Raw genomic sequence first — 23,241 nt, 5'->3', positions numbered from 1 at the left:
CGGGCGGGTGGCGTCCACGGCCCGGCTGCAGGAGATGCTCATGGCATTGACGGAGCGGCTGGGGTCGCCCGAGGGCTGATGGCAGTCGAGCTCGCCCAGACGCGCGGGGTCGCCAAAGCCTCGCTATGGCAAGCCTGGCTGCGTTGGCGCGCCGGGCCTCAGGTTTGGTTCATCATGCCGGCCGTGGTGGTGCTGCTTGGGGTCTATGCCGGGCCCATGCTCTATGCGCTCCACGCCAGCTTCACCCACTGGGTGCTGGTCGATCCCGGCAGCATGGACGACCCGGCCGGTCTCTCCAACTATCAAGACGTGCTCACCAACCGCGAGTTCTGGACGGCGGTGCGGGTCACCGTCACCTACGCCGCGGGATCGATCGCATGCGGGCTGACCCTGGGGACGGCTTTCGCCTTGCTGCTGAACCTGGACTTCTTTTGGCGTTCATTTTTTCGCTCGGTCATGATGATCCCGATGGTGGTCACGCCGGCGGTCATCGGCATCTTCTGGAAGCTGCTCTACGAGCAGGAGAGCGGGGTGTTCAACTGGGTGCTCGTGGCGATCGGGCTGCCCTCGGTGCCGTGGCTCGATTTGAACATGGCGTTGCCGTCGATGATCGTCATGGATGTGTGGCAGACCACACCGTTCTTCATGCTGGTGATCCTCGCCGGCCTGCAGTCGATCGATGAGAATCTGCTGGGTGCCGCCAAGGTCGACGGCGCTTCGCCGGTGCAGCTGTTTCGCTACATTCTGCTGCCGCATCTGTTGCCTTACATGATGATCGCGGCCTCGTTCCGCTGCATCGCGGCGATGGGCGACTTCGACAAGATCTGGCTGCTCACCTCCGGCGGACCCGGCGACCGGACTACGACGATCACCATCTTCACCTACAAAACCGGCTTCTCGGCCTTCGACATCGGACGAACCGCCGCCATCGCCTGGATCTTCGTGGCGATCGTGATGACGGTGAGCGCGCCCTTGCTGCAGCGCCTGTTCAAATCGGCGATGGCGGAGCGATGATGCGGCCGGCCGCCGCACGCCGCGAGGCGATCCGGGTCGCCCTCACCAGCGCCTGGATGGTGATCGCCTTCATCTATCTCTTTCCTTATCTGTGGATGGTGCTGACCGGCTTCCGCCGCCCGATCGACACCTTGACCATGCCGCCGCGCTTCCTGTTCACCCCGACGCTCGACGGGTTCCGCAGCATCTTCCGCGAAGTCGGCTTCCAGTCCTATCTGATGAACAGCATCGTGGTGGCGGTGACGGCGACCCTGCTGATCCTGGCGGTGGCCGCGCCTGCCGCCTATGCGCTGGCGCAGCTTAGGATGCGCGGCCGCTTGTTCCTGATGGCAATCTTGGTCGCGCGCATGGTCCCGGGGGTGGCGCTGCTGGTTCCGGTCTACCTGATCGCCTCGCGCCTGGGCGCCCTCGACACCTACGGCGCTCTCATCGTCATCTACACGGCCTTCAATCTGCCGTTTGCGATCTGGCTCTTGCGCGGCTTCTTCCGCGATGTGCCCCATGAAGTGCGCGAGGCGGCGATCATCGACGGCTGCAGCGAGTTCCAGGTGTTCCGGCGTCTGATCCTGCCGCTGGTCGCGCCGGGCCTGGTTGCGACCGGCGTGTTCGTGTTCATCGCCTGCTGGAACGAGTTCCTGTTCGCCTTGGCGCTGACCAACACCCACGCGGCGACGGCGCCGTTGTCGATCGTCGGCTTCCGCAACGAATATGGCGTGCAATGGGGGGCGATCGGCGCCGCGGCGCTGATGATCTCCTCGCCGGTCGTGGTGTTCGCCATGGTCATGCAACGATATCTGGTGCGGGGCCTCACCATGGGTTCGGTCAAAGGCTGAACCGTAGGCACGCACCCCCGTCGCCGCTGCCCAACCTTACCCAGAGATCGGCCTTGCTCGGTTGCGGGCCCATCCTTCGGGCGTAGTGTGGGCCGCAACAGACATTCCGTCTGAAAAACCTGAAGAAAAACCGACGCAAGGGAGGAGTCATGACAGGCATCACACGCCGTGGGCTCATCGCGACGGCAGCATCCGCCGCACTTCTCGGCAGTTCCTTTCGCCAGGCGAAGGCGCAGGCGGCCGGGGCCGCCGCGACCCGCAGCCTTCCCCGCACCTATGCGGGCACCACGCTTAAGATCACCTGGAGCACCACGCCCAGCTTCACGCAGATCACCAATTTCTGCGAGGAATTCACCAATGCCAGCGGCATCCGGCTCGAATTCTTGCCGCTCCTGCAAGCCGATCGCTACCAGAAGCTGATCCTCGATCTCACCAGCGGCACCAACGCCTTCGACGTCTATCTCGCCGCCTATCAGTGGAAAGATCAATTCGCACCCTATGTCGCCGACCTCATGGGCATCGACAAGGAGATCAAGGGCGTGCCGCCGCTCGAGTGGGCCGACTATCCGCAGCGCGCGCTCGACGCCTATGCGCGCTACGAGAATCGCATGGTGGCGATCCCGCTCATCGGCGATGCCTCGCTGCTGGTCTGGAACAAGGCGGCGCTCAGCGCTGCCGGGCTCGACCCGGACAAGCCGCCGGCCACCTGGGATGCCGTCTACCAAGCCGGCCGGAAGCTCACCCGCGACAAGCAATACGGCTTCAACATGCCGGCCGGAAAGAGCATCCAGACCGCTTGTATCTGGATCACGCTGTTTCATGCCTTCGGCGGGCAGTATTTCGATGCGAAAGGCCAACCTGCCTTCGCCTCCGAGCCGTCCATCCGGGCCATCCGTTTCATGGCCGAGCAGCTGGGCAAGGTGAGCCCGCCGGGCAACCTCACCTGGGATTTCCCGGAGATGCTGAACAGCCTGTCGACCGGCCAGTCGGCGCAGGGCTTCATGTGGACCGGCGGTTTCAGCACGCTCTTCGACCCGGCGAAATCAGCGATCGCCGGATCGATCGGGCACAGCGCGACGCCGGAAGCGGTGCTGCTCGGCGGCTGGGGCATTGCCGTCAATGGCAAGACCCGCAATCTCGACGCGGCTAAGCTGTTCGTCGGTTGGCTCACCAGCCAGGAGATCTCCGCCCAGACGGCGCTGGTGACGGGAACGCCCTGCCGGACCTCGGCCTTCAAGGACCCGGCGGTCTTGAAGAAGTTCCCGATCCTCGCCGACGTGCTCACCGGCATGGAGGGCCGGGTCGCCATCTATCCGCCGATCAAGGAATCGGAGCAGATCAACATCATGATCTATGACGAGACCAATGCGGCCTGCTCCGGTACCAAGACGCCCGAGCTGGCGGCCGCCGATCTGCAGGAGAAGGTGACCACCTTCATGAAGCGGCGGGGTTATCTGAAAACCTGATATCCGACGCGCTTGCTCCTCAGGGCCCGGCCTCGCATGATGCCGGGCCTTTTTCTCGACAGGGACGAGCCATGAGCCGAGACGGCGCCATCGGGCGAGCGACGCACTATTGGGATGACGGCTCCTTCATGCGCGACTTGGATCGGCGCGTGCAATTCCGCACCGAAAGCCAGGTGCCGGAGAGCCGGCCGCAGCTCAAGGCCTATCTTGCCGACGAGATCGGTCCGGCGCTGGCGGCGATCGGCTATGGCATCCACCTCTTCGACAACCCGGTCAGCCATGGCGGGCCGTTCCTGGTGGCCGAGCGGATCGAGGATCCGAGCTTGCCGACGGTGTTGACCTACGGCCATGGCGACGTGGTGCGCGGCCTGGACGCGCAATGGCGCCAGGGATTGGGGCCCTGGCGCATCGTCCAGGAGGGCGAGCGCTATTACGGGCGCGGCACCGCCGACAACAAGGCGCAGCACTCGATCAACATGACCGCACTCGCCATGGTCTTGGCCGAGCGCGGCCGGCTCGGCTTCAATTCGAAGTTCCTCTTGGAGACCTCCGAGGAGATCGGCTCGCCGGGCTTGGGCGCGTTTTGCGCCGAGCACAAGGAGATGCTGGCCGCCGATCTCCTCATCGGCTCGGACGGGCCGCGGCTGGCGCCCGATCGGCCGACCATCTTCATGGGCACCCGCGGCGCCTTCAATTTCGATCTCTCGGTCGATCTCCGCGCCGGCGGCCACCACTCCGGCAATTGGGGCGGGCTCCTTGCCAATCCCGGCGTCATCCTCGCCCATGCGCTGGCCTCCATCATCAGCCTCGAGGGCAAGGTCCTGGTGCCGGACCTCGTCCCCCGCGCCATTCCGAACTCGGTGCGCGTGGCACTCGCCGACTGCACCATCGACGGCGGCGATGACGGACCCGAGATCGATGCCTATTGGGGCGAGCCGGGCTTGACCGCGGCCGAGAAGGTCTTCGCCTGGAACACCTTCGAGGTGCTCGCGTTTCGCACCGGCAATCCGGAGAACCCGGTCAACGCGGTGCCGCCCCGGGCCAACGCCCATTGCCAGATCCGCTTTACCGTCGACACCGATCCGAACACCTTCATCGCGGCGATCCGCCGCCATCTCGACGCCAACGGCTTCGCCCAGGTCAAAGTCGAGGCGTCCAAGAAGGAGATGATGCAGGCAACCCGGCTCGATCCCGATCATCCCGCCGCGCGCTGGGCCGCCGCCTCGCTCTTGAGGACCACCGGCACCAAGCCGGCGGTCTTGCCCAATCTCGGCGGCTCGCTGCCCAATGAGGTGTTTACGGACACGCTCGGCCTGCCGACCATATGGGTCCCGCACTCCTATGCCGGCTGCTCCCAGCACGCACCCAACGAGCATGTGCTGGCGTCCTTGTTGCGCGAGGGGCTGGCGATCATGACCGGCCTATTCTGGGACATGGGCGAGGCGCCGCCCCGCTGGTAGCGGCAAAGCGGCGAGGCGCAGGCATCGCGGCGAGCACCTTTCAAATAGCTACAATGCCATTGACGGCATATGCCATAGAGAGCATAATATCCAGGTGTGGGCCGTCCACGTCGCACCGGAGTTCGAACCCGAGCTGCATAGGCTTTCTGCCGCGGTGAGGATCGAGCTTCTGGCGCAAGCGCGCTTGCTCGAGCGCTTCGGTCTTTTGGCCGGGCGCCCCAGGGTCGATACGCTCAATGGCTCGAAGCACGCGAATATGAAGGAATTGCGCTTCGATGCGGATGGCGGCGTCTGGCGAGCTGCCTTCGCCTTCGATCCCGAGCGGCGGGCTATTCTGCTCGTGGCAGGCGACAAGAGCGGACGAAGCGAGAAGGCGTTCTATCGACGTTTGATCGCATTCGCCGACAAGCGGTTCGACGCCCATCTACGCCGGATGCAGGCCCTTCGAACCCGCAAGTGAGATGGAGGTCCAGATGGCACGAACATTGAATGAGATCGTCTCGGCGCTTCCCGCAGACGAGCGTCGGAGGGTCGAGGCTCGCGCGCGCGAGATCATTGCCGAGGAGATGTCCCTGCGGGACCTGCGCAAGGCCATAGGCAAGACGCAAGCGGCGATGGCGAAACGGCTGAAGGTGGGCCAGGAGGCCGTTTCGAAGCTCGAGGCGCGCAGCGACATGTACATCTCGACGCTGCGCGCGTTCCTGAAGGCGATCGGTGGAGAGCTTGAGCTGGTGGCGACATTTCCCAATCGTGCGCCCGTGCGCCTCGAAGAGCTCGGCGCTATTTCCCCACGCCGGAAACGCGCGCGGCGTGCTGCCGCATAGCTGGTAAATTAGGCACAGCTCATCGACGAGCGCCTAGAGGCTTGGCGAAGTGCTTGGCGGCTCCGGTCGTCGGATCGATGATCGGCTCGGCGGAGTACTGGCAAATATAGGCGCGGCGAACGCGATCGGTGGCGTTCGCACCCGAGCTATGGAGCGTGGTCGAGGAAAAGGCGACGGCCATGCCCGCGGGGCCGATGAGCGGCACACCGCGCTCCGGTCCCTCGTAGCCGATTTTCTCCTTGCCTGCCGGATCCCAGCGATGCGGCACCAGGCTCTCATCCACGTCGAGATGCCGCGGAAGCACGTAGACGCAGCCATTCTCTTCGGTCGCCTCGTCGAGCGCGATCCATAGCGTGAGGTATGGCTTGTGAGCGAACCCGACATAGGCGCCGTCCTGGTGCCAAGCGAAGCTCGCCCCGGTCCTCGCACCCTTCACCACGAACTGCTCGTTGAAGAGGTAGGGAGCGTGGCCAAGCAGCGTCGCGGCAAGGTTGCCCACCTTCTCGCCAAGCACGAAGGCCTCGAGCGCGGGGAAGTCCCTATGGCGATGGCGCAGGAAGCGGCGTGCCTCGCCGCGGCCGATGTCATGGAACTTGCCCCCACCGTCATCCGGCTTCTCCTCGAGCAGGACATCGCAGGCCGATCGGAGGCCGGCCAGCTCGCCAGCCGTCAAGGCCCCCTCCAGGATGCAGAAGCCCGTGCGGCGGAACCCGGCTTTGATCTCCTCGGCCTGCATTCTCTCCTCCTTGGCGGCCATTGCAGTTTGGTGCAGAGTAAGGAAGAGAATCGAGGCAATCTATGCATCTTCGATCGAAAAGATTGCATTTTCCGCTGTGACGGAAGCAAAGCGATACCTACCTGCCGGTACACCGGGACGATGCTGGCTGCGCTCGGATCGGCGGATCCACGAGACCGCACCGCGCAGCCACCTCGAGCTGGCGGCGTTCTTCGCCATCCAGGGCCGGATGCGCTATCTCATCGACGATCGGATCCTGACGCTTCGAGCGGGCATGCTGCTATGGGCGCACACCGATCAATCGCACTTCCTTCTGTCCGAGAGCCCTGATTTCGACATGTGGGTGCTGGTCTCGGCACCCTCGGTCTTGCGGCCGGGGACGCTGTACCCGCCCCCGCTGGCGGCCGAAATGGGCCATAGCCCGGACGCGCGCCGCATCGACGACGGCGCCGCTGCGGAGCTCGGCCTTGTGGCGGCGACGCTGCGCAGATCCGGCGATCCAGCGCTGATCGCCGCGGGTCTCCGGTGGTGGATGGCGAGGGCTTGGATCGCCTGGCAGGAGGCACCGGCAAAGGCCGGGCTCAAAATTCATCCGGCGGTCCGCCGGGCGGCGGATATCCTGCGGGCCGATCCGGAAGTGCCGCTCGCCCTGATCGCCAAGCAAGCCGGCCTCAGCCTGTCCCGCTTGGGCAGGGTCTTCCGCTCCGACACCGGTCGCAGCCTCGCCCAGTTTCGCACCGAGAGACGGCTCGAGCGCGTCGATGCGCTGATGACGCGCTCGATCGCGCCGCCCTTGCTCGCCGCCGCGCTGGACGCCGGCTTCGGCAGCTACTCGCAGTTCTATCGGGTGTTCATGGCCGTGCGCGGCACCGGTCCCAGGGAATATTACGCCATCGCCGAAACCGGGAAGGCCAAGAGCGCTGTGGATTGATCGCTTCTTAGGATGCTGCGCGCGGGCGAAGCACGAAGATCGCTCGCTCGTGCGGCACCGGCGAGGCTCAGGAGAAGCGGCGCGGCTCTTCCTGCGCAGCTGCGGCGGGGATGGCGTTGTCGTTCGCCACGGGCGCCGGCGCATGCCGCGGAGCGGGCAGGCCCAGGAGCAGGCTCGTCTCGGCCAGAATGCGCTGGCCGTCGGCGCCCTCGCGCTTGAGGCGCTGCCGGCGCTCCGCCGCCGCTACCGCCTGGCGCTCCCAATCCGGCCCGAACAGGCCTTCGAGATGCCGGCGCAAAAGGCTCGCCATCGCCGGGCTCTTGCCGTTGGTCGAGATCGCAACGGTGAAATCGCCGCGCCTTAGGGCGGCGGCCGAATGGAAGGTGGAGAGCTTCGTCTCGTCCTCGACATTGACGATGAGGCCGATGCGATCGGCACGCTCGGCCAGGCGCGACGCCGTCTTCCAATCGAGATCGGCAATGAACAGCACCTGGAGCCGCCTGAGATCTTCGACGAAGGGCAGCCTCGGCGTCAGCCGCTTGCCCGCCCGGCCGAGGAGCTCCGGCGAGGGCGCATCGGAGAAGACCCGGACATCGCCGGCGGCTTCGGCATCGAGCAACGCCAAGCGGCGGACGGCGCGAAAGCCGCGCCCGACCAGGCCCACGCGGATTTGTTTGAGATCGAGGCTGATCGGATACATCAGGCGACCCGGGCCGCGGGCGGCCGCGCCGCGTCCACCAGCGCGATGAGCTCGGCATTGCTCCGCCGGTGGCAGAAATCGCCGAAGCCTTCACCGGGCCACCGATCGCGGGCGAAAGCCTCGAACAGCGGCTCCAAGGTGGCGGCGATCTCGGCTAGGTCGATCCGCTCGAACACCAACCGGTTGAGCCTGGTCCCGGCGAAATCGCCGCCAAGATAGAGTGCGTATTCCCGGGGCGTGCGGCCGACGATGCCGATATCCCCCGCATAGGGTCGGGCGCAGCCATTCGGGCAGCCGGTGATGCGCACGCTGATCTCCTCATCGCCGAGACCGTGGCGAACGAGGACGGCCTCGATCTCGGCGATGAGCGGTACCCGGATGCGCTCGGCCTCATTGAGCGCCAGCCCGCAGCTCGGCAAGGCCGGGCAGGCGAGCGCCCAGCGCGCGATCGGCTTCAGCGCATGGGGCAGGCTCACGCCATGCTGGCTGAGGACTGCTTCGATTTCCGCCCTGTCGGCGGCATCGACGTCGCCCAGGATGATGCCTTGGCCCGGCGTCAGGATCGGTGTCGGGCGGAAACGCTGGATCACCGTGCGGAGTGCTGTGCGCAGCCGCAAGCTGCCCTCGTCCTTGACCCTGCCATTGGCGATGGCGAGGCCGAAATACCAGCGTCCATCGCCCTGCTCGTGCCAGCCCGTGTGGTCGATGACGCGGAAGGGCGGCATCGGCTTGGGATCGGCGAGCGTGCGGCCGAAGATGCCTTCGAGCGTCGCCCGCGTCCAATCGACGCCGTTCTCTTGGACCAGATATTTGAGCCGCGCATGCTTGCGGTCGGCGCGGTCGCCATGGTCGCGCTGGAGCTGGATGACGGCTTTGACGCCCGCCAGCAGCCCGTCCGGCTCGATGAAGGCGATCGGTGTGGCGAGCCTGGGATAGGTCTTCGGCTTGTTGTGGGTCATGCCGAGGCCGCCGCCGAGAGCAAGGTTGTAGCCCACGAGACGCTCGCCCTCGAACAAGGCGATGATGCCGAGATCGTTGGTCAGCACGTCGATGGAATTGTCCTCGGGCGTGGCCAACCCGATCTTGAATTTGCGCGGCAGATAGCTCGGTCCGTAGAGCGGCTCGTCAACCTCCCCCGCGACCGCTTCGCCGTCGAGCCAGATCTCGTGATAGGCGTTGGTCTTCGGCGCCAGCTCCTCGGAGAGCATCTTGGCGTCCGCCTGCAAGCGGCGATGCACCGCGTCCGCGATCGGCGCCGGCGTGGCGGTGACGTTGCGGACCACATCCCCGCACGCCGCGAAGGTGGTGAGCAGCGCCCGGTTGATGGCGGCGATCGTCGCCTTCAAGTCGCGCTTGATGATGCCGTGGAACTGCACGCCTTGGCGCGTGGTGATGCGCAGATTGCCTCCGCCATGGCGCTCGGCAAGCGCGTCCAGCGCCAGATACTGCTCGGGCGTGAGCCGTCCGCCCGGGATCTTCGCCCGGACCATGAACTCCCACTGCTTCTCCAGCCCTTGCTGCTTCAGCTCGGTGGCGCTGTCGCGGTCATAGCCCTGATAGGTGCCGTGGAATTTGAGGAGAAGCTGCTCGGCGGCCGCGAAATGGCTTTCCGGGCCGGCGAGCTCGGCTGTGAGGGCGCCGCGGAGCCCATGGCTCAGCCGCTTCGTCTCTTCGGCCTTGGATGATTTGGCTGCACCGGCCACGGGTATTCCCCAACAAAATGACGTGGAATATAATCCACAACAGATATAGGGTGGAGATCGCACGGAACCATGCTGGACCTCCATCGGTCGAGCGAGATTAACTAGGCAGGTTGCCAAATTTCCTTTGCCTGCCTCGGTGATCGCGGAAGGGGCAGGTAAAGACCCTTTGCTTAATTTACATTTGTAAAATGTAAAAAATATATTTTTCCATCGAACCGACATATTTCCAGTTGCGTGGAGATGGTGCCAGCGGTCAGTTTAGTGTCCGTATGGAGGCCGCCACCGGCCGGGCCACACCCGGCCATGGGGCAAGTTTGGAGTCTCCGGCTCCAGCGACAACGAGGAGCAGGCCGTCATGAGCCGCCGTCTGCCGCCGCTGAATGCGCTCAGGGCCTTCGAGGCCGCGGCGCGGCATCTGAGCTTCGTCAAGGCGGCGAACGAGCTGCATGTGACCCCAGCGGCGATCGGCCATCAGGTACGCCAGCTGGAAGCGATCCTGGGCACGCCGCTCTTTCGCCGGGTCAACCGCACGCTGTTGTTGACCGATGCCGGGCAGGCCTGCTTGCCCGGGATCCGCGACGGCTTCCAGCGCCTGAGCGAGGCGATCGAGAGCATCGATGCGGTCGGCCGCGCCGGCGTGCTCACCGTCAGCGTGGCGCCGAGCTTTGCCGCAAAATGGCTGGTGCCGCGGCTCGACCGCTTCCAGGACGAGCACCCGGATTTGGATGTGCGGGTCTCGGCCTCGATGCAGCTCGTGGATTTCGCCCGCGACGACGTCGATGTGGCGATCCGCTACGGCGCCGGGCAATACCCCGATCTGGTGGTCGAGCGGCTGCTCCCGGAAACGGTGCTGCCGGTGTGCGCGCCCGAGCTGCTGCAGGGCCAGCAGCCCTTGCGCTCGCCCGCCGACATTCGCTTTCACACGCTCCTCCACGACGACAGCTCCGAGGACGATGCGACCTGCCCGGACTGGCGCATGTGGCTCAAAGCCGCCAAGGTCGAGGGCGTCGACTGGGCGAGAGGCCCGCGCTTCAACCAATCGAGCCTGGTCTTGGAGGCGGCGACCCGCGGCCGCGGCGTGGCGCTGGCCAAGGCGCAGCTCGCCGCCGACGATCTGGCATCCGGCCGCCTCATCCGCCCCTTCGAGGCCGGCAGCGTCATCCTCGGCTTTGCGTATTTCATCGTCTATCCGCCGAGCAAGACCTCCCAGCAGAAGATCACCCTGTTCCGCAATTGGCTCCACTCCGAGGCCCAGCGCAGCGCCGAGCTGAAAGCAGCCTGATCCGATACCGGTTGCATGCCCCCACCCCAACCCTCCCCCACGCTTGCGCGTGGGGGAGGGAGCAGAAAGGCAAGCATCTTTCCCCCTCCCTCGCCGAAGGCGGGGGAGGGTTGGGGTGGGGGCGATGTGCTAGGTTTGGGCCACGATGGAAGCCCACTCCACTCGGCCGCTCAACGCCTTCGCCGCTATCCGCGCCCGCATCGCCACGCTGCCGCGGATCAAGCTTGCCCTGACGCCCACGCCGCTCGAGGAAGCGCCGCGGCTTGCCCAGGCGCTGGGGGCCCGCGCATCTTCATCAAGCGCGACGATTTGACCGGCATCGCCTTCGGCGGCAACAAGACCCGCAACCTCGAGTTTCGCCTGGCTCGCACCATGATGGAACGGCCGGACGTGGTGATCGTCGGCCTCGATCTGCAATCCAACTCCGCCCGCCAGACGGTGGGTGCGTGCAACCGACTCGGGCTCGAGACCATCCTGGTCCTGGTGGGGGAGAGGCCGAACCTGGTGCAGGGCAATCTGCTCGTCGACTATCTCTTGGGCGCCGAGGTGGTTTTCGCCGCCTCATCCGCCGAGCAGCGCCGGATCATGGATGAGACCGCGTCCCGGCTCCGGGCGGACGGCAGACGTCCGCACATCCTCAACGACAACCCGATGTTCGATGTCGCTTCCGCCGTCGCCTACATCGAATGCACGATGGAGATCATGGAGCAGCTGGACGCGCTGGGGCTCGATCTCGGCTGCCTCTACATGTCCTCCAGCGGCAAGGGCCAGGCCGGGCTGGTGCTGGCGCAAAAGCTGTTTCCCGGGCGGTTCCAGGTCCGCGGCATCACCGCCACCAGGGAGCACGACGTGGCGCCGCGCACCGCCGAGATCGCCAACCGCACCGCGGTCGAGCTCCGCCTCGACCTTCGCGTAGATGCGGGCGAGATCCAGAATTTCGGCGAATTCGTCGGCGAGCGCTACGGCGTGCCGACCGAGGCTGGAAACGAGGCGGTGCGCCTGTTCGCGCGCACCGAAGGGGTGATCCTCGATCCCGTCTATACCGGCAAATGTGCGGCCGCGATGGTCCAGCACATCCGACAAGGAGCGTTTGGGGCCGATGACATCCTTGTCTTCGTGCACACCGGCGGCGCGCCGGCGATCTTCACCCATTCCCAGCTCTGGCTGTAGCGTCCCGCTCCTGAAATTCGTCCGCGAATTTCAGGGACAAGCGGGCCGCTAATCAATTGAAGCTCGTGTGATTCAGATTCCGAAGTTCGCCTGCGAACTTCGGAATCATCACACGAGCGCTTCACGCGCCGAGGAATGCCGCCAGCAATCGTTCGTCATCGCGGAGCGCCCAAGCCGGGCCGTCGGCGATGATGCGGCCGGTCTTGAGGACGTAGCCGCGATCGGCGGCCGTCAGCGCGCCGCCGATGCTCTGCTCGGCCAGGAGCACGGCGGTGCCGCCGACGGCGATGGAGCGGACCCGCCGCAAGAGGTCGGCGACCAGCAGCGGCGCCAGGCCGAGAGAGGGTTCGTCCAGCAAGAGCAGACGTGGTCGCGCCATGAGGGCGCGGGCGATCGCCAGCATCTGCTGCTCGCCGCCGGAGAGCTGCCAGCCCAATGTCGATTTCCGCTCGGCCAAGGCCGGGAATAGATCGTAGGCGAACGCGAAGGCGGCACGCCGATCGCCGCCGCGGAGGGCGACATCGAGATTCTCGCTGACCGTCATGCCCGAAAAGATGCGTCGTCCCTCGGGCACATAGCCGATGCCGCGCCGGGCTCGCGCCCAGGCCGGCTCGCCCCCGAGCGCGCCGCCATCGAAGGTGATCGTGCCCTCCGATACGGGCACAAGGCCGATTACCGAGCGAAGCAGCGTCGACTTGCCGGCACCGTTGGCACCCAAAAGCGCCACGATCTCGCCCGGAGCCACCATGAGCGATATTTGCTCGAGCGCGGCGATGCCGTCATAGCGCGCGGCAAGGCCGTCGATGCGGAGCAGCGGCGCGGTCACGATCCGGGCTCGCTCAAGCCGAGATAAGCCGTCATCGCCCGGCGATTGGCCCGAATCTCCATCGGCGTGCCCGAAGCGACGATGCGGCCGCGGTCGAGGCAGATGATGCGTCGGGCGAGACCCATCAGGAACGGCATGTTGTGCTCGATGACGAGAAGCGTCATGCCGGTCTCGGCAAGCTGCGTCAGAATCTGGCCGAGCTCCGCCTGTTCGCGCTCGCTCAAGCCCGCGGCCGGCTCATCGAGGAGAAGGAGGCGCGGCTCAGTGGCGATCGCGCGGGCGATCTCCGCGAGGCGACGCTGGCCATGGGCTAGCCTCGCCGCCGGCGCAAGCGCCACATCGCCGAGGCCCAGCCGCATGAGGCAATGCATGGCCTCGCTGCGGGAGCGGGCCAGCCCCGGATCCTGTCGGCCGGCGGCGAGTGCCCCGATGATGTTGGGGCCGGCCAGCACGCTGCGCGCGACCGCGACGTTGTCGAGCACGGTCATCTCGCCGGCGAGCTTGATCGCCTGGAAGGTGCGGGCGATGCCGAGCCGAGCGATCTCGAACGGCGCGAGGTGGGTCACGTCATGGCCGGCGAAGATGATGCGCCCGGCTTCCGGCCGGTGGATGCCGCTCACGAGATTGATGAGCGTGCTCTTGCCCGAGCCATTGGGTCCGATGAGGCCGACGATCTCTCCCGCCTTGAGCCTGAGCGACACATGCTCGAGCGCCTGCACGCCGCCGAAGCGCTTGCTGACGCCGACGAGCTCAAGCAGCGGCGCCGCTCGCGGCGGCTCGTGCCATCCCGCGCGGTGCGGCGACGCCTTCGGCTCCGGGGGATCCGGCGGAGGTTCGGGGTACAAGCGGTCTCTGAGGGCCTCGGCCCAGCCCACGAGGCCTTCGGGCGCCAGCACCACGGCGGCGAGGATGCAGCCGCCATAGACGAGGAGATAGTAGTCCTTGAGGAAACGCAGCCATTCCGGCAGGTGCACGACGAGCACGGCGCCGAGGATGGCGCCGGCGATGCGGGTGCGACCGCCGATGACCACGATGGCCAGGCAGGCGATCATCACCGGCAGGCCGAGCGCCTCCGGGGAGATCACCCGGTTCGCATGGGCATAGAAGGCGCCGGCGAGACCGGCGAAGGCCGCACTCGCGAGAAAGGCCACGAAGCGCAGGCGGTGCGTATCGAGGCCGATGCTGGCAGCCGCCATCTCGTCTACGCGCGCCAGGTGGAAGGCGAGGCCGAGGCGACCGCGCAGCAGCTGCCAGGCAAGGAGGCCGACGAGCGCCACCGCGATCCACACCGTGGCCGCGATCGCCAGGCCCGAGGGCAAGACCCAGCCGAACAGGCTCACACCCGGTACGCCGGCGATGCCGTTGGCGCCGCCGGTGAGCGATTGCCAATCGGTGGCGACCAGCAGCGCGATCTGGGCAATCCCGAGCGTGGCCAAGGCGAAATAGTGGGATTGCAGGCGCACGACCGGAAGCGCCACGGCGGCCGCGAGCAGGACAGGCACCATGACCGACAGCGGCAAGGTCGCCTCCGCCGTCCAGCCGAGGCGGGTGGCGAGCACGCCCGTGACATAGGCGCCGAGGCCGAAGAAAGTGCCCTGGGTCAGCGCCAGCTGGCCGGCATGACCGAAGATGAACTGGTAGCCGATGGCCATGATCGCGTAGATGCCGGCCAGGGTGAATACGCGCCGCTCATAGGAGCTGTCGAGGAGAAGCGGCCAAAGGGCGAGGAGCGCCGCGCCGAGAACGAGCGGCAGGTTGAGCCTGGCCGCGAGCCAGCCTCTCATGCCCGTTGCTCGGCGCGCTCGCCGAACAAGCCGCGAGGCTTGACGGCGAGGATGCCCAAGAGCACGGCATAGAGGATGATCGCAGAAGCGGTTTGCGAGAACAGCCATCCGAAACCCGTAAGCCAGCCCATCGGCAGCAATGTCGGCAAGGCCGGGAACAGCACCTCGAACATGGCGATCAGGACCGCCCCGATCGCCGCGCCGCCGATGCGGCCCCAACCGCCGATGGCAGCGGCGATATAGGCCTTGATCATGTAGTTGCCGCCGTCGGTGGGGGTCACGAAGAAGCTATTGGCGAGCAGCAGCCCCGCGGCCCCGGCGGAGGCGGCGGCGAGCGCGAAGGCGAGTGCCACCATGGCGTCGACGCGAATGCCGAGGGCCGCCGCCATCTCCCGGTCCTCCGCCGTCGCTCGGATCCGGCGGCCGATCCGGGTGTGGCGAAGCAGCAGGTGGAGGCCGGCATAGAGCAGAACGGCAACGAGGATGACGGCGAGCGCCTGGCGACCGATGACGACGCCCATGAGCTCGAAGGCCCCGCTGGCGATGAGCGGCGGGCCGGTGCGCGGCTCGGGCCCGAAGCCGATGTTGATCGCGTTCTGCAGCATCACCCCGGCGGCGATCGTGCTCAAGAACACCGGCACCGGCGATCGGGATTTGAGCGGGAAATACGCCGCCAGCGAGAGGCCGAGGCCGAGAACCGCCATCAGCAGCATGACCAGGGGCAGGAGTGCGATACCCGGCAGCTTGAGGGAAGCGGCCAGCGCCACGGCGGCGAAGCCGCCGGCGACCACCAGATCGCCTTGGGCGAAGTTGACGGCCGTGGTCGCGTTCAGCACCAGCACGAAGCCGAACGCCACCAAGGCATAGGCCGCACCCAGCGCCAGGGCATTTGCGAAGAGCTGCAGGGCCATCATCGGAAAGAGGCTTCGGCTCAGGCCGGTCCGCTAGCGGGCGAGCACGCCGGTCACGTTCTCATAGCTTTTCACGATGCGGGGAACCCGGCCGGTGCCGTCATAGCACATGATGATGGCGCCATGGGCCATGTTGCCCTTGCCGTCGGAGCGATAGGTCTGAGCCAGGCCCTGATAGGTCGAGCGCGACAGCGCGGCGGCGATTTCCGCCGCATTGCCGGCGCCGTGCTGGGCGGCATCCAGCACCATCATGACGCCGTCATACTGGCCGAGCGCATAGCCGTCGGGCTCGCTGCCGAAGGCCTCGCGGTATTGCGCAAGGAAGCGCTCGAGCGCCGGCGAGCCGCCGGCGGCCGGCGCGGCATTGGTCTCGGTGCACACGCCGGCAAGCTCGGCCGGGTCCAGGAGTGCCGCGGTCGCCGGCGAATGCGCGGCCGATCCCGCCACGATCGGCAGCCCGAGGCGCATCGCGGCGGCTTGGCGAATGACGAGAGCAGTCGGCGCCTGGTGCAGATGCAAGAGCAGCACGTCGGGCTTGGCGTCCCGCGCCTTCGCCAGCACCGGCAGCATGTCCTTGACGGTGGGGTCGAGGGCCTCTTCGAAGACCAGCTCGACGCCGAGCCGCTGCAAATTCGCACGCAGCTGCGTCGCCCCGGATTGCCCATAGGCGGTAGTCTGGTAGATCAGCGCCGGCCGCCCTTTGCCCAAGATCTCGACGGCGTAGCGCGCATGGGCGACCTTGGCGACTGCGTCCGTCGGGAAGAAGCGGAAGACATAGGGATTGCCCCGCTCGGTGATGTCGGTGGTGCCCGAGATGGTGATCAAGGGCACCTTGCGCTCGAGCGCGATCGGCAGCATCGCCAGCATCTGCGGCCCGAAGATCGAGGCGGTGACGGCGCTCACCGGTCCGCGGCTCAAGACCCGCTCCAAGCCGTTGACCGCTTGCTCGGGCGAGCCGTCGACGTCCATGACCAGATAGTGCGCCTTGACGCCCGCAGGCGCGTTGCGGAGCGCAAGCAAGGCGCCGTTCTGCTGGCTGGTGCCTTCAAGCGCCACCGGACCGGTCAAGGGCACCAGCACCGGCATATTCACCTCCGCTGGCTCGGCCAGGGCTGCGGCGCTTGCGGCCACGGCCGCAAGGCCGGCGAGAAAGAGGCGATTCATCGACAAGCCTCCGCATGCTGCAGGCATCCAATAGACCATTGCTCGCCAAGACGACCAGCGCAAATGCGCCAATCTCGAGCTGCCTCATTGCTGCCACGGCCGGCGCTGGGCAATATGCATCCGAGCCGCAATTGGCGCGTGAGGCCCCGCATGAACTTGCCGAGCCCTTTTCCCGCAGACCCGGAACTCGTGCATTCGCAGGCGGTGAGCTCGCTGTTCGCGCTGTTCGAGAGCTTATGCGAGGGCGCGATCGCCGTCGACAGCCGCGCCCGGATCGCGTGGATCAACGACAAGTACCGCAACCTTCTGGGTATCGGTGCGGCCGATGCGGTCATCGGCCGCGACATCGAATCCGTGCTGCCGCACAGCCGAATGCGGGAGGTGGCGGAATCCGGCCGACCGATCCTCCTCGACATCATGCAGTTTGGCGAAAAATGGTTCGTGGTCACGCGAATGCCGATCAATGACGAGGCCGGCGTCACCATCGGTGCGGTCGGCTTCGTGCTTTATGACCGGCTCAACTATCTGAAGCCGCTGGTCGCGCGCTTCACCGAGCTGCAGTCGAGCTTGCTGCGGGCCGAGCGGGAGCTGGCGCAGCACCGCCGCGCGAAGTACAGCTTCTCGCAGTTCCTCGGCGCCCATCCCCGCATTCTCGAGGTGAAGCGCCAAGCCCGCCGCGCCGCCCAGCTCGACACCACGGTTCTGCTGTTGGGCGAGACCGGGACCGGCAAGGAGCTGCTGGCGCACGCCATCCACGCCGCCTCCCCGCGCGCCAATAGGCCCTTCGTCGGCGTCAATCTGGCGGCCGTGCCGGAGACGTTGCTGGAAGCCGACTTCTTCGGCGTGGCGCCCGGCGCCTATACCGGCGCCGATCGCCGGGAGCGCGACGGCAAGTTCAAGATCGCCGATGGCGGCACGCTGTTCCTGGACGAGGTCGGCGAGATGCCCTTGGCCGTGCAGGCGAAGCTCTTGCGCGCGCTGCAGGAGCAGGAGATCGAGCCGCTCGGATCGAACCGGCTGATCAAGGTGGATGTGCGGGTGATCGCGGCCACCAGCCGCGCGCTGAAGCAGCTGGTCGACAACGGCCAGTTTCGCGCCGATCTTTACTACCGGCTGAATGTGCTGCCGATCACCCTGCCGCCCTTGCGCGAGCGGTTGAGCGACATCGAGATCCTGGCCGAGGCGTTCCTGGAGCGGATCCAGCGGGCCGGTGGCGGGACGCCGCGGGAAATCACGGCTTCCGGCGTGGCGGCGCTGGCACGACACGACTGGCCGGGCAATGTGCGCGAGCTCGCCAACACCCTCGAACGCGCGGTGGCGGTCTCCGATCGGCCGCGGCTCGGCGCGGAGGATTTCGCCCGCATCCTGCCTGAGCCGGGTCCCGCCCGGCCCGGATCCACGGGCGAGGCGGCTGCTCTGGTCCGCCCGCTCGCCGATGCGGTGCGGACGGCCGAGCGCGAGACCATCCGGGCCGCGCTCGCGGCGACCAGCGGCCGCAAGGCCGGAGCGGCGAAGCTCCTCGGAATCTCCCGCGCCAAGCTCTATGATCGCCTCGCCCGTCTCGGTGAACTGTCTGATAATCCGACATAATGTCTTGGAATCAGCACAGATATACAGAAGTGCGAACCGCAGATTTAACCAACGGAAGCGATTTCTGTCTTGAATTCCGTACAGACGATTTGGAAATTTTGCTCCCCGGATGGAATCGATCGCTCAAGTGCAAGCAATTTCAATAGCTTGTCCAATTGGCACGCTGTCTGCTTAGAGGCTGATGGAAAACGCCGGCGTGCGGTCCTTCGACCGCTGAAGACCAGGCGAAGCGGGAGGATCCCTTGGGTGCAGACACGCGCATCCCGATCATCGGCTCGTGCCATGCCCGGTCGCAAGACCGGCTCGAAGCCTAGCTGGCGCCGGATGCGGCGGAACAAGGTCATTTCGGCCGCTGATGCCTTGGCGCATGTGCGCGACGGCGACACGGTCGCCACCGCCGGCTTCGTCGGCATCGGCTTCGCCGAGGCGCTGGCGGTCGCTCTCGAACGGCGTTTCCTTGCGACCAACAAGCCTCGCGATCTGACGCTCGTCTACGCCGCCGGCCAGGGCGACGGACACAGCGCGGGCCTCAATCATTTCGGCCATGAAGGCATGATCAAGCGGGTGATCGGGGGGCATTGGGGCCTGGTGCCGAAGCTGGGCGAGCTCGCCCACCAGAACAAGATCGAAGCCTACAATCTGCCTCAAGGCGTGATCACGCATCTCTACCGCGACATTGCCGCGGGACGGCCAGGTGCCATCACCCAGGTGGGCCTCCACACCTTCGTCGATCCGCGCATCGAAGGCGGCAAGATGAATGCCCGCACGACGGAAGATGTGGTCGAGCTCATCGCCATCGGCGGTCGCGACTACCTCCTCTACAAGGCGTTCCCGATCAACGTCGCCCTCTTGCGCGGCACCACCGGGGATGAGAACGGCAACATCACCATGGAGCGCGAGGCGCTGCCGCTCGAATGCCTGGCGATCGCCCAGGCGGTCAAGAATTCCGGCGGCGTGGTGATCGTGCAGGTTGAGCGCATCACCGTCCGCCACGTGCTGAGCCCGCACCTCGTGCGCATTCCCGGGATTCTCGTGGATCATGTGGTGGTGGCGGAGCCGAGCCAGCATCGGCAGACCTTCGCCGAGGCCTATAACCCGGCCTATACGGGCGAGATCGTCCTGCCGCGCTCGACCATCGGCGCCTTGGCCATGTCCGAGCGCAAGGTGATCGGCCGCCGCGCGACCATCGCGCTCGAGGACGGCGCGGTGGTCAATCTCGGCATCGGCATGCCGGAGACCGTCGCCTCGATCGCCAATGAAGAAGGCATCCTCGATCGCATCACGCTCACGGTCGAGCCCGGCGGCATCGGCGGCGTACCGGCGGGTGGATTGAGCTTTGGCGCGGTCGCCGACGCGGAGGCCATCATCGATCAGCCGGCCCAGTTCGACTTCTATGATGGCGGCGGCCTGGACCAGGCCTTTCTGGGGATGGCGCAGGTGGATCGCCTGGGCAATGTCAACGTCAGCCGCTTTGGCGCCAAGATGGCTGGCGCCGGCGGCTTCATCAATATCAGCCAAAGCGCCAAGGCCGTGTACTTCCTCGGCACCTTTACCTCCGGCGACCAGCGGTTCCATATCGAAGACGGCGTGCTCGGCATCGATCAGGAGGGCGCCCACACCAAATTCGTGAGCTCGGTGCAGCATCTGACCTTCAGCGGCCGCTATGCCTTGGAGCGCGGCCAGACAGTGTTCTACATTACCGAACGTTGCATGCTTCGGCTGACCGAGCAGGGCTTGGAGCTGGTCGAGATCGCGCCCGGCGTGCAGCTCGATCGCCACATCCTGCAGCAGATGGAGTTCGAGCCGCGGATCGCGCCGAACCTACGGCTCATGGATGGGCGCATCTTCGAGGCGGCGCGCATGGGATTGGCCCATGATCGGCTGCAGCCGGCGCCGGCGGGCTTGGGCGATCACGGGCTCTTCGAGCGGCCGCTGGCCAGCGTCTAGGGAGGCTCCGCATGGCAGATGACGTCATCCTCGAAACCAGCGGGCTCACCAAGGAGTTCCGCGGCTTCGTCGCAGTCAAGGATGTCGGCCTCAGGGTGCGGCGCGGCACCATCCACGCCCTCATCGGCCCGAACGGGGCCGGCAAGACCACCTGCTTCAATCTCTTGACCAAATTCCTGACGCCGACCCGCGGCAGCATCGTCTACAACGGCCGCGAGATCACCCATGCGAAGCCCGCCGACATCGCCCGCCAAGGCCTGGTCAGGTCCTTCCAGATCTCCGCCGTGTTCGGCCATCTCTCGGTTTTGGAGAATGTGCGCATCGCGCTCCAGCGCCAGCGCGGCGGGTCCTTCGATTTCTGGCGCTCCGAACGGATGCTGGAAGCCTTCAACGACCGCGCGATCGAGCTGATCGAGGCCGTCGGCCTTGCCGACTATATCGACACGACGGCGGTCGAGCTCTCCTATGGGCGCAAGCGCGCCCTGGAGATCGCCACCACGCTGGCGCTCGAGCCGGAGATGATGCTCTTGGATGAGCCGACCGCCGGCATGGGCCACGAGGACGTCGGCCGCATCGCCGCGCTGATCAAGCGCGTGTCGGCGAACCGCACGGTCTTGATGGTGGAGCACAATCTTTCGGTCGTTGCCGACCTGTCGCACACTATTACGGTGCTGGCGCGGGGCGAGATCCTGGCGGAAGGAGATTACGCGAGCGTGTCGAAGAATCCCGACGTGGTGCAAGCCTATATGGGCGCCGGCCATGCGTGAGGCGATCGAGATCGGGCCGCAAGCGGCCGCCGCCCAAGCCCCCTTGCTTCGAGTGAGCGGGCTCAACGCCTGGTATGGCGAGTCGCATGTGCTGCACGGCGTCGATTTTGAGATCAATCCCGGCGAGGTGGTGACCTTGCTAGGCCGCAACGGCGCCGGCAAGACCACCACGATCAAGTCGATCATGGGCATCGTGCGCCAGCGCAAGGGGTCGATCGTCTACGAAGGCGAGGAGCTGATCGGGCTCGCCTCCAACGCGATCGCCCGGCGCGGCATCGCCATCTGCCCGGAAGAGCGGGCGATCTTCGCCAGCCTGGATGTTCGCGAGAACCTCATGTTGCCGCCGGTTGTGCGCCCCGGCGGGCTCAGCCTCGAGGCGATCTTCGAGCTGTTTCCCAACCTGAAGGAACGGCTGACCAGCCAGGGCACCAAGCTGTCGGGGGGCGAGCAGCAGATGCTGGCGATCGGGCGGATCCTCAGGACCGGCGCGCGCCTGCTGCTCTTCGATGAGCCGACCGAAGGCTTGGCCCCGGTCATCATCCAGCAGATCGGCCGCACCATCCAGAAGCTGAAAGCCAACGGCTTCACCATTCTCCTGGTCGAGCAGAATTTCCGCTTTGCCGCGACCGTGGCCGATCGGCACTACCTCATGGAGCATGGCCGCGTCGTTGACATGATCCCGAACGCGGCGCTCGAGGCGAACATGGCGAAGCTGCACGAATATCTCGGGGTTTGAGCTCGGATTCTCGCAACAAGGGAAAGATGGAGGATAGGTCATGAAACTCTCGCGTTTGTTGGCGACGGCGGCGATTGCCGGCCTCGTCGCGGGCTCGGCCGCGGCCCAGGATTTCACCGTCAAGCTCGGCATCCTCAATGACCAGTCGAGCCTCTATGCCGATCTGACCGGCCAGGGCTCGGTGGTGGCCGCGCGCCTGGCGGTCGAGGACTTCGGCGCCGCCGCCAAGGGCCTCAAGGTCGACATCATCTTCGCCGATCACCAGAACAAGGCCGATGTCGGCTCCAACCTCGCCCGCCAATGGCTCGACGTCGACAAGGTCGATGCCATCGTCGACGTGCCGAACTCGGCCGTGGCGCTCGCCGTCAACCAGGTGATCAAAGAGAAGAACAAGGTCTTCCTCGTCTCCGGCGCGGCGGCCTCGGATTTGACCGGCAAGGCCTGCTCGCCGAACACCGTGCACTGGACCTACGATACCTGGGCGCTCGCCAACGGCACCGGCAAGGCCTTGGTCAAGACCGGCGGCGACAGCTGGTACTTCCTCACCGCCGACTACGCCTTCGGCCTGGCGCTCGAGCGCGATACCGCCGAGGTGGTGAAGGCGAATGGCGGCAAGGTGCTGGGCCAGGTGCGCCATCCGCTCAACTCCTCCGACTTCTCCTCATTCCTGCTGCAGGCCCAGGCATCGAAGGCGAAGGTCATCGGGCTCGCCAATGCCGGCGGCGACACCACCAACGCCATCAAGCAGGCGGCCGAGTTCGGTATCGTCCAGGGCGGGCAAAGTCTCGCCGGGCTGTTGGTGTTCATCACCGATGTGCATTCGCTCGGACTGCAGACCGCCCAGGGCCTGGTCATGACCGAGTCGTTCTACTGGGACTTGAACGACCAGAGCCGCGCCTTCGCCAAACGGTTCACGCCGTTGGACAAGGGCATCCATCCGACCATGATCCATGCCGGCGTCTACAGCGCCGTCACGCATTATCTGAAGGCGGTCGCCGCCACCAAGACCCGCGACGGCGCGAAGATCGTCGAAGCGATGAAAGCCATGCCCACCGACGATCCGCTCTTCGGCAAGGGCACCATCCGTGCAGACGGCCGCAAGATCCACGACATGTATCTTTTCGAGGTGAAGAAGCCGGCGGAGTCGAAGGCGGCCTGGGACTACTACAAGCTGAAGGCGACCATTCCCGCGGCCGAAGCCTTCCGTCCCTTGGACCAAGGCGAGTGCCCGCTGGTGAAGAAGGGCTGAGCATCGCAGATCGTGCTGCGATGAGCCCCCACCTCACCCCTCCCCCGCGGTCGCGGGGGAGGGGGCCGGCGCGATCGTCTCCCTCCCCCGCGCGGAGCGTGGGGGAGGGTTGGGGTGGGGGCTTGCTCGCGGCTGGAACGCACTAAGC

The 23,241-nt window shown here is 66.3% G+C and carries 22 protein-coding genes; 15 read left to right on the top strand and 7 right to left on the bottom strand.

Translation table 11 applies throughout. The features are described from left to right. Positions 1–78 precede the first annotated feature (78 nt). From HY058_02755 to HY058_02730, 6 genes are all read left to right on the top strand, one after another. Positions 79–1,014: a sugar ABC transporter permease gene (locus HY058_02755; GenBank protein ID MBI3496206.1), complete on the top strand. Its 936-nt coding sequence runs from the start codon at positions 79–81 to the stop codon at positions 1,012–1,014. Next, complete coding sequence (locus tag HY058_02750; protein MBI3496205.1) at positions 1,011–1,847, top strand: carbohydrate ABC transporter permease; 837 nt, start codon at positions 1,011–1,013, stop codon at positions 1,845–1,847. Before HY058_02755 ends, HY058_02750 begins: the two co-directional genes overlap by 4 nt. 149 nt (positions 1,848–1,996) lie before the next feature. Beyond that, positions 1,997–3,313, top strand: coding sequence for an extracellular solute-binding protein (locus HY058_02745; GenBank protein ID MBI3496204.1), 1,317 nt, complete (start codon positions 1,997–1,999; stop codon positions 3,311–3,313). Positions 3,314–3,384: 71 nt separating this feature from the next. Then, on the top strand, positions 3,385–4,773 hold the full coding sequence (locus HY058_02740) for a M20 family metallopeptidase (protein ID MBI3496203.1): 1,389 nt from the start codon (positions 3,385–3,387) through the stop codon (positions 4,771–4,773). 94 nt (positions 4,774–4,867) lie between these two features. Then, on the top strand, positions 4,868–5,233 hold the full coding sequence (locus HY058_02735) for a type II toxin-antitoxin system RelE/ParE family toxin (protein MBI3496202.1): 366 nt from the start codon (positions 4,868–4,870) through the stop codon (positions 5,231–5,233). A 13-nt stretch (positions 5,234–5,246) separates the two neighbouring features. After that, the gene (locus tag HY058_02730) at positions 5,247–5,597 is read left to right on the top strand and encodes a helix-turn-helix transcriptional regulator (GenBank protein ID MBI3496201.1); all 351 of its coding nucleotides are present in this window, start codon (positions 5,247–5,249) and stop codon (positions 5,595–5,597) included. Between the two features lie 19 nt (positions 5,598–5,616). On the opposite strand, the gene HY058_02725 is transcribed toward HY058_02730, so the two are convergent. Beyond that, on the bottom strand, positions 5,617–6,333 hold the full coding sequence (locus tag HY058_02725; protein ID MBI3496200.1) for a phytanoyl-CoA dioxygenase family protein: 717 nt from the start codon (positions 6,331–6,333) through the stop codon (positions 5,617–5,619). A 97-nt stretch (positions 6,334–6,430) separates the two neighbouring features. Between HY058_02725 and HY058_02720 the strand changes: the two genes are divergently transcribed. Next, positions 6,431–7,264, top strand: coding sequence for an AraC family transcriptional regulator (locus HY058_02720; protein ID MBI3496199.1), 834 nt, complete (start codon positions 6,431–6,433; stop codon positions 7,262–7,264). Between the two features lie 67 nt (positions 7,265–7,331). On the opposite strand, the gene HY058_02715 is transcribed toward HY058_02720, so the two are convergent. Next, positions 7,332–7,964, bottom strand: coding sequence for a siroheme synthase (locus tag HY058_02715; GenBank protein MBI3496198.1), 633 nt, complete (start codon positions 7,962–7,964; stop codon positions 7,332–7,334). After that, positions 7,964–9,751, bottom strand: a complete 1,788-nt coding sequence (locus HY058_02710) for an NADPH-dependent assimilatory sulfite reductase hemoprotein subunit (GenBank protein MBI3496197.1) — start codon at positions 9,749–9,751, stop codon at positions 7,964–7,966. Before HY058_02710 ends, HY058_02715 begins: the two co-directional genes overlap by 1 nt. Positions 9,752–10,022: 271 nt before the next feature. Here HY058_02710 and HY058_02705 point away from each other — a divergent pair, with 271 nt between their 5' ends. The 3 genes from HY058_02705 to HY058_02695 all read left to right on the top strand — a co-directional run bounded on the left by HY058_02705 (position 10,023) and on the right by HY058_02695 (position 12,119). After that, positions 10,023–10,949 (top strand): transcriptional regulator GcvA, encoded by a 927-nt coding sequence (locus tag HY058_02705; protein ID MBI3496196.1) that lies wholly within the window; start codon positions 10,023–10,025, stop codon positions 10,947–10,949. A gap of 145 nt (positions 10,950–11,094) precedes the next feature. Next, entirely contained in the window at positions 11,095–11,262 is a 168-nt protein-coding gene (locus HY058_02700) for a hypothetical protein (protein MBI3496195.1), read from the top strand. Beyond that, complete coding sequence (locus HY058_02695) at positions 11,259–12,119, top strand: pyridoxal-phosphate dependent enzyme (GenBank protein MBI3496194.1); 861 nt, start codon at positions 11,259–11,261, stop codon at positions 12,117–12,119. Before HY058_02700 ends, HY058_02695 begins: the two co-directional genes overlap by 4 nt. A 121-nt stretch (positions 12,120–12,240) precedes the next feature. Here HY058_02695 and HY058_02690 read toward each other — a convergent pair whose 3' ends face one another. From HY058_02690 to HY058_02675, 4 genes are read right to left on the bottom strand one after another with little or no spacing between them, the layout of a single operon-like run. Further along, entirely contained in the window at positions 12,241–12,945 is a 705-nt protein-coding gene (locus HY058_02690; GenBank protein ID MBI3496193.1) for an ABC transporter ATP-binding protein, read from the bottom strand. After that, positions 12,942–14,729: a branched-chain amino acid ABC transporter ATP-binding protein/permease gene (locus tag HY058_02685; protein ID MBI3496192.1), complete on the bottom strand. Its 1,788-nt coding sequence runs from the start codon at positions 14,727–14,729 to the stop codon at positions 12,942–12,944. Before HY058_02685 ends, HY058_02690 begins: the two co-directional genes overlap by 4 nt. Then, complete coding sequence (locus HY058_02680) at positions 14,726–15,643, bottom strand: branched-chain amino acid ABC transporter permease (protein MBI3496191.1); 918 nt, start codon at positions 15,641–15,643, stop codon at positions 14,726–14,728. Before HY058_02680 ends, HY058_02685 begins: the two co-directional genes overlap by 4 nt. Positions 15,644–15,673: 30 nt before the next feature. Next, a complete protein-coding gene (locus HY058_02675) occupies positions 15,674–16,804 on the bottom strand; it encodes an ABC transporter substrate-binding protein (protein ID MBI3496190.1) in 1,131 nt (376 codons plus the stop codon). A gap of 150 nt (positions 16,805–16,954) precedes the next feature. Here HY058_02675 and HY058_02670 point away from each other — a divergent pair, with 150 nt between their 5' ends. The 5 genes from HY058_02670 to HY058_02650 all read left to right on the top strand — a co-directional run bounded on the left by HY058_02670 (position 16,955) and on the right by HY058_02650 (position 23,093). Further along, complete coding sequence (locus tag HY058_02670; protein MBI3496189.1) at positions 16,955–18,394, top strand: sigma 54-interacting transcriptional regulator; 1,440 nt, start codon at positions 16,955–16,957, stop codon at positions 18,392–18,394. A 324-nt stretch (positions 18,395–18,718) separates the two neighbouring features. Continuing rightward, positions 18,719–20,341 (top strand): acyl CoA:acetate/3-ketoacid CoA transferase, encoded by a 1,623-nt coding sequence (locus HY058_02665; GenBank protein MBI3496188.1) that lies wholly within the window; start codon positions 18,719–18,721, stop codon positions 20,339–20,341. An 11-nt stretch (positions 20,342–20,352) separates the two neighbouring features. After that, a complete protein-coding gene (locus HY058_02660; protein MBI3496187.1) occupies positions 20,353–21,108 on the top strand; it encodes an ABC transporter ATP-binding protein in 756 nt (251 codons plus the stop codon). Next, positions 21,101–21,844, top strand: coding sequence for an ABC transporter ATP-binding protein (locus HY058_02655; GenBank protein MBI3496186.1), 744 nt, complete (start codon positions 21,101–21,103; stop codon positions 21,842–21,844). Before HY058_02660 ends, HY058_02655 begins: the two co-directional genes overlap by 8 nt. A gap of 40 nt (positions 21,845–21,884) precedes the next feature. Next, a complete protein-coding gene (locus HY058_02650; protein MBI3496185.1) occupies positions 21,885–23,093 on the top strand; it encodes an ABC transporter substrate-binding protein in 1,209 nt (402 codons plus the stop codon). The last annotated feature ends 148 nt before the right edge of the window (positions 23,094–23,241 follow it).

This window comes from Pseudomonadota bacterium, assembly GCA_016195085.1.
Classification (GTDB): domain Bacteria; phylum Pseudomonadota; class Alphaproteobacteria; order SHVZ01; family SHVZ01; genus JACQAG01.
Note: the sequence above shows the minus strand (reverse complement) of the source record. Positions and strands in the feature narration are given on the sequence as shown.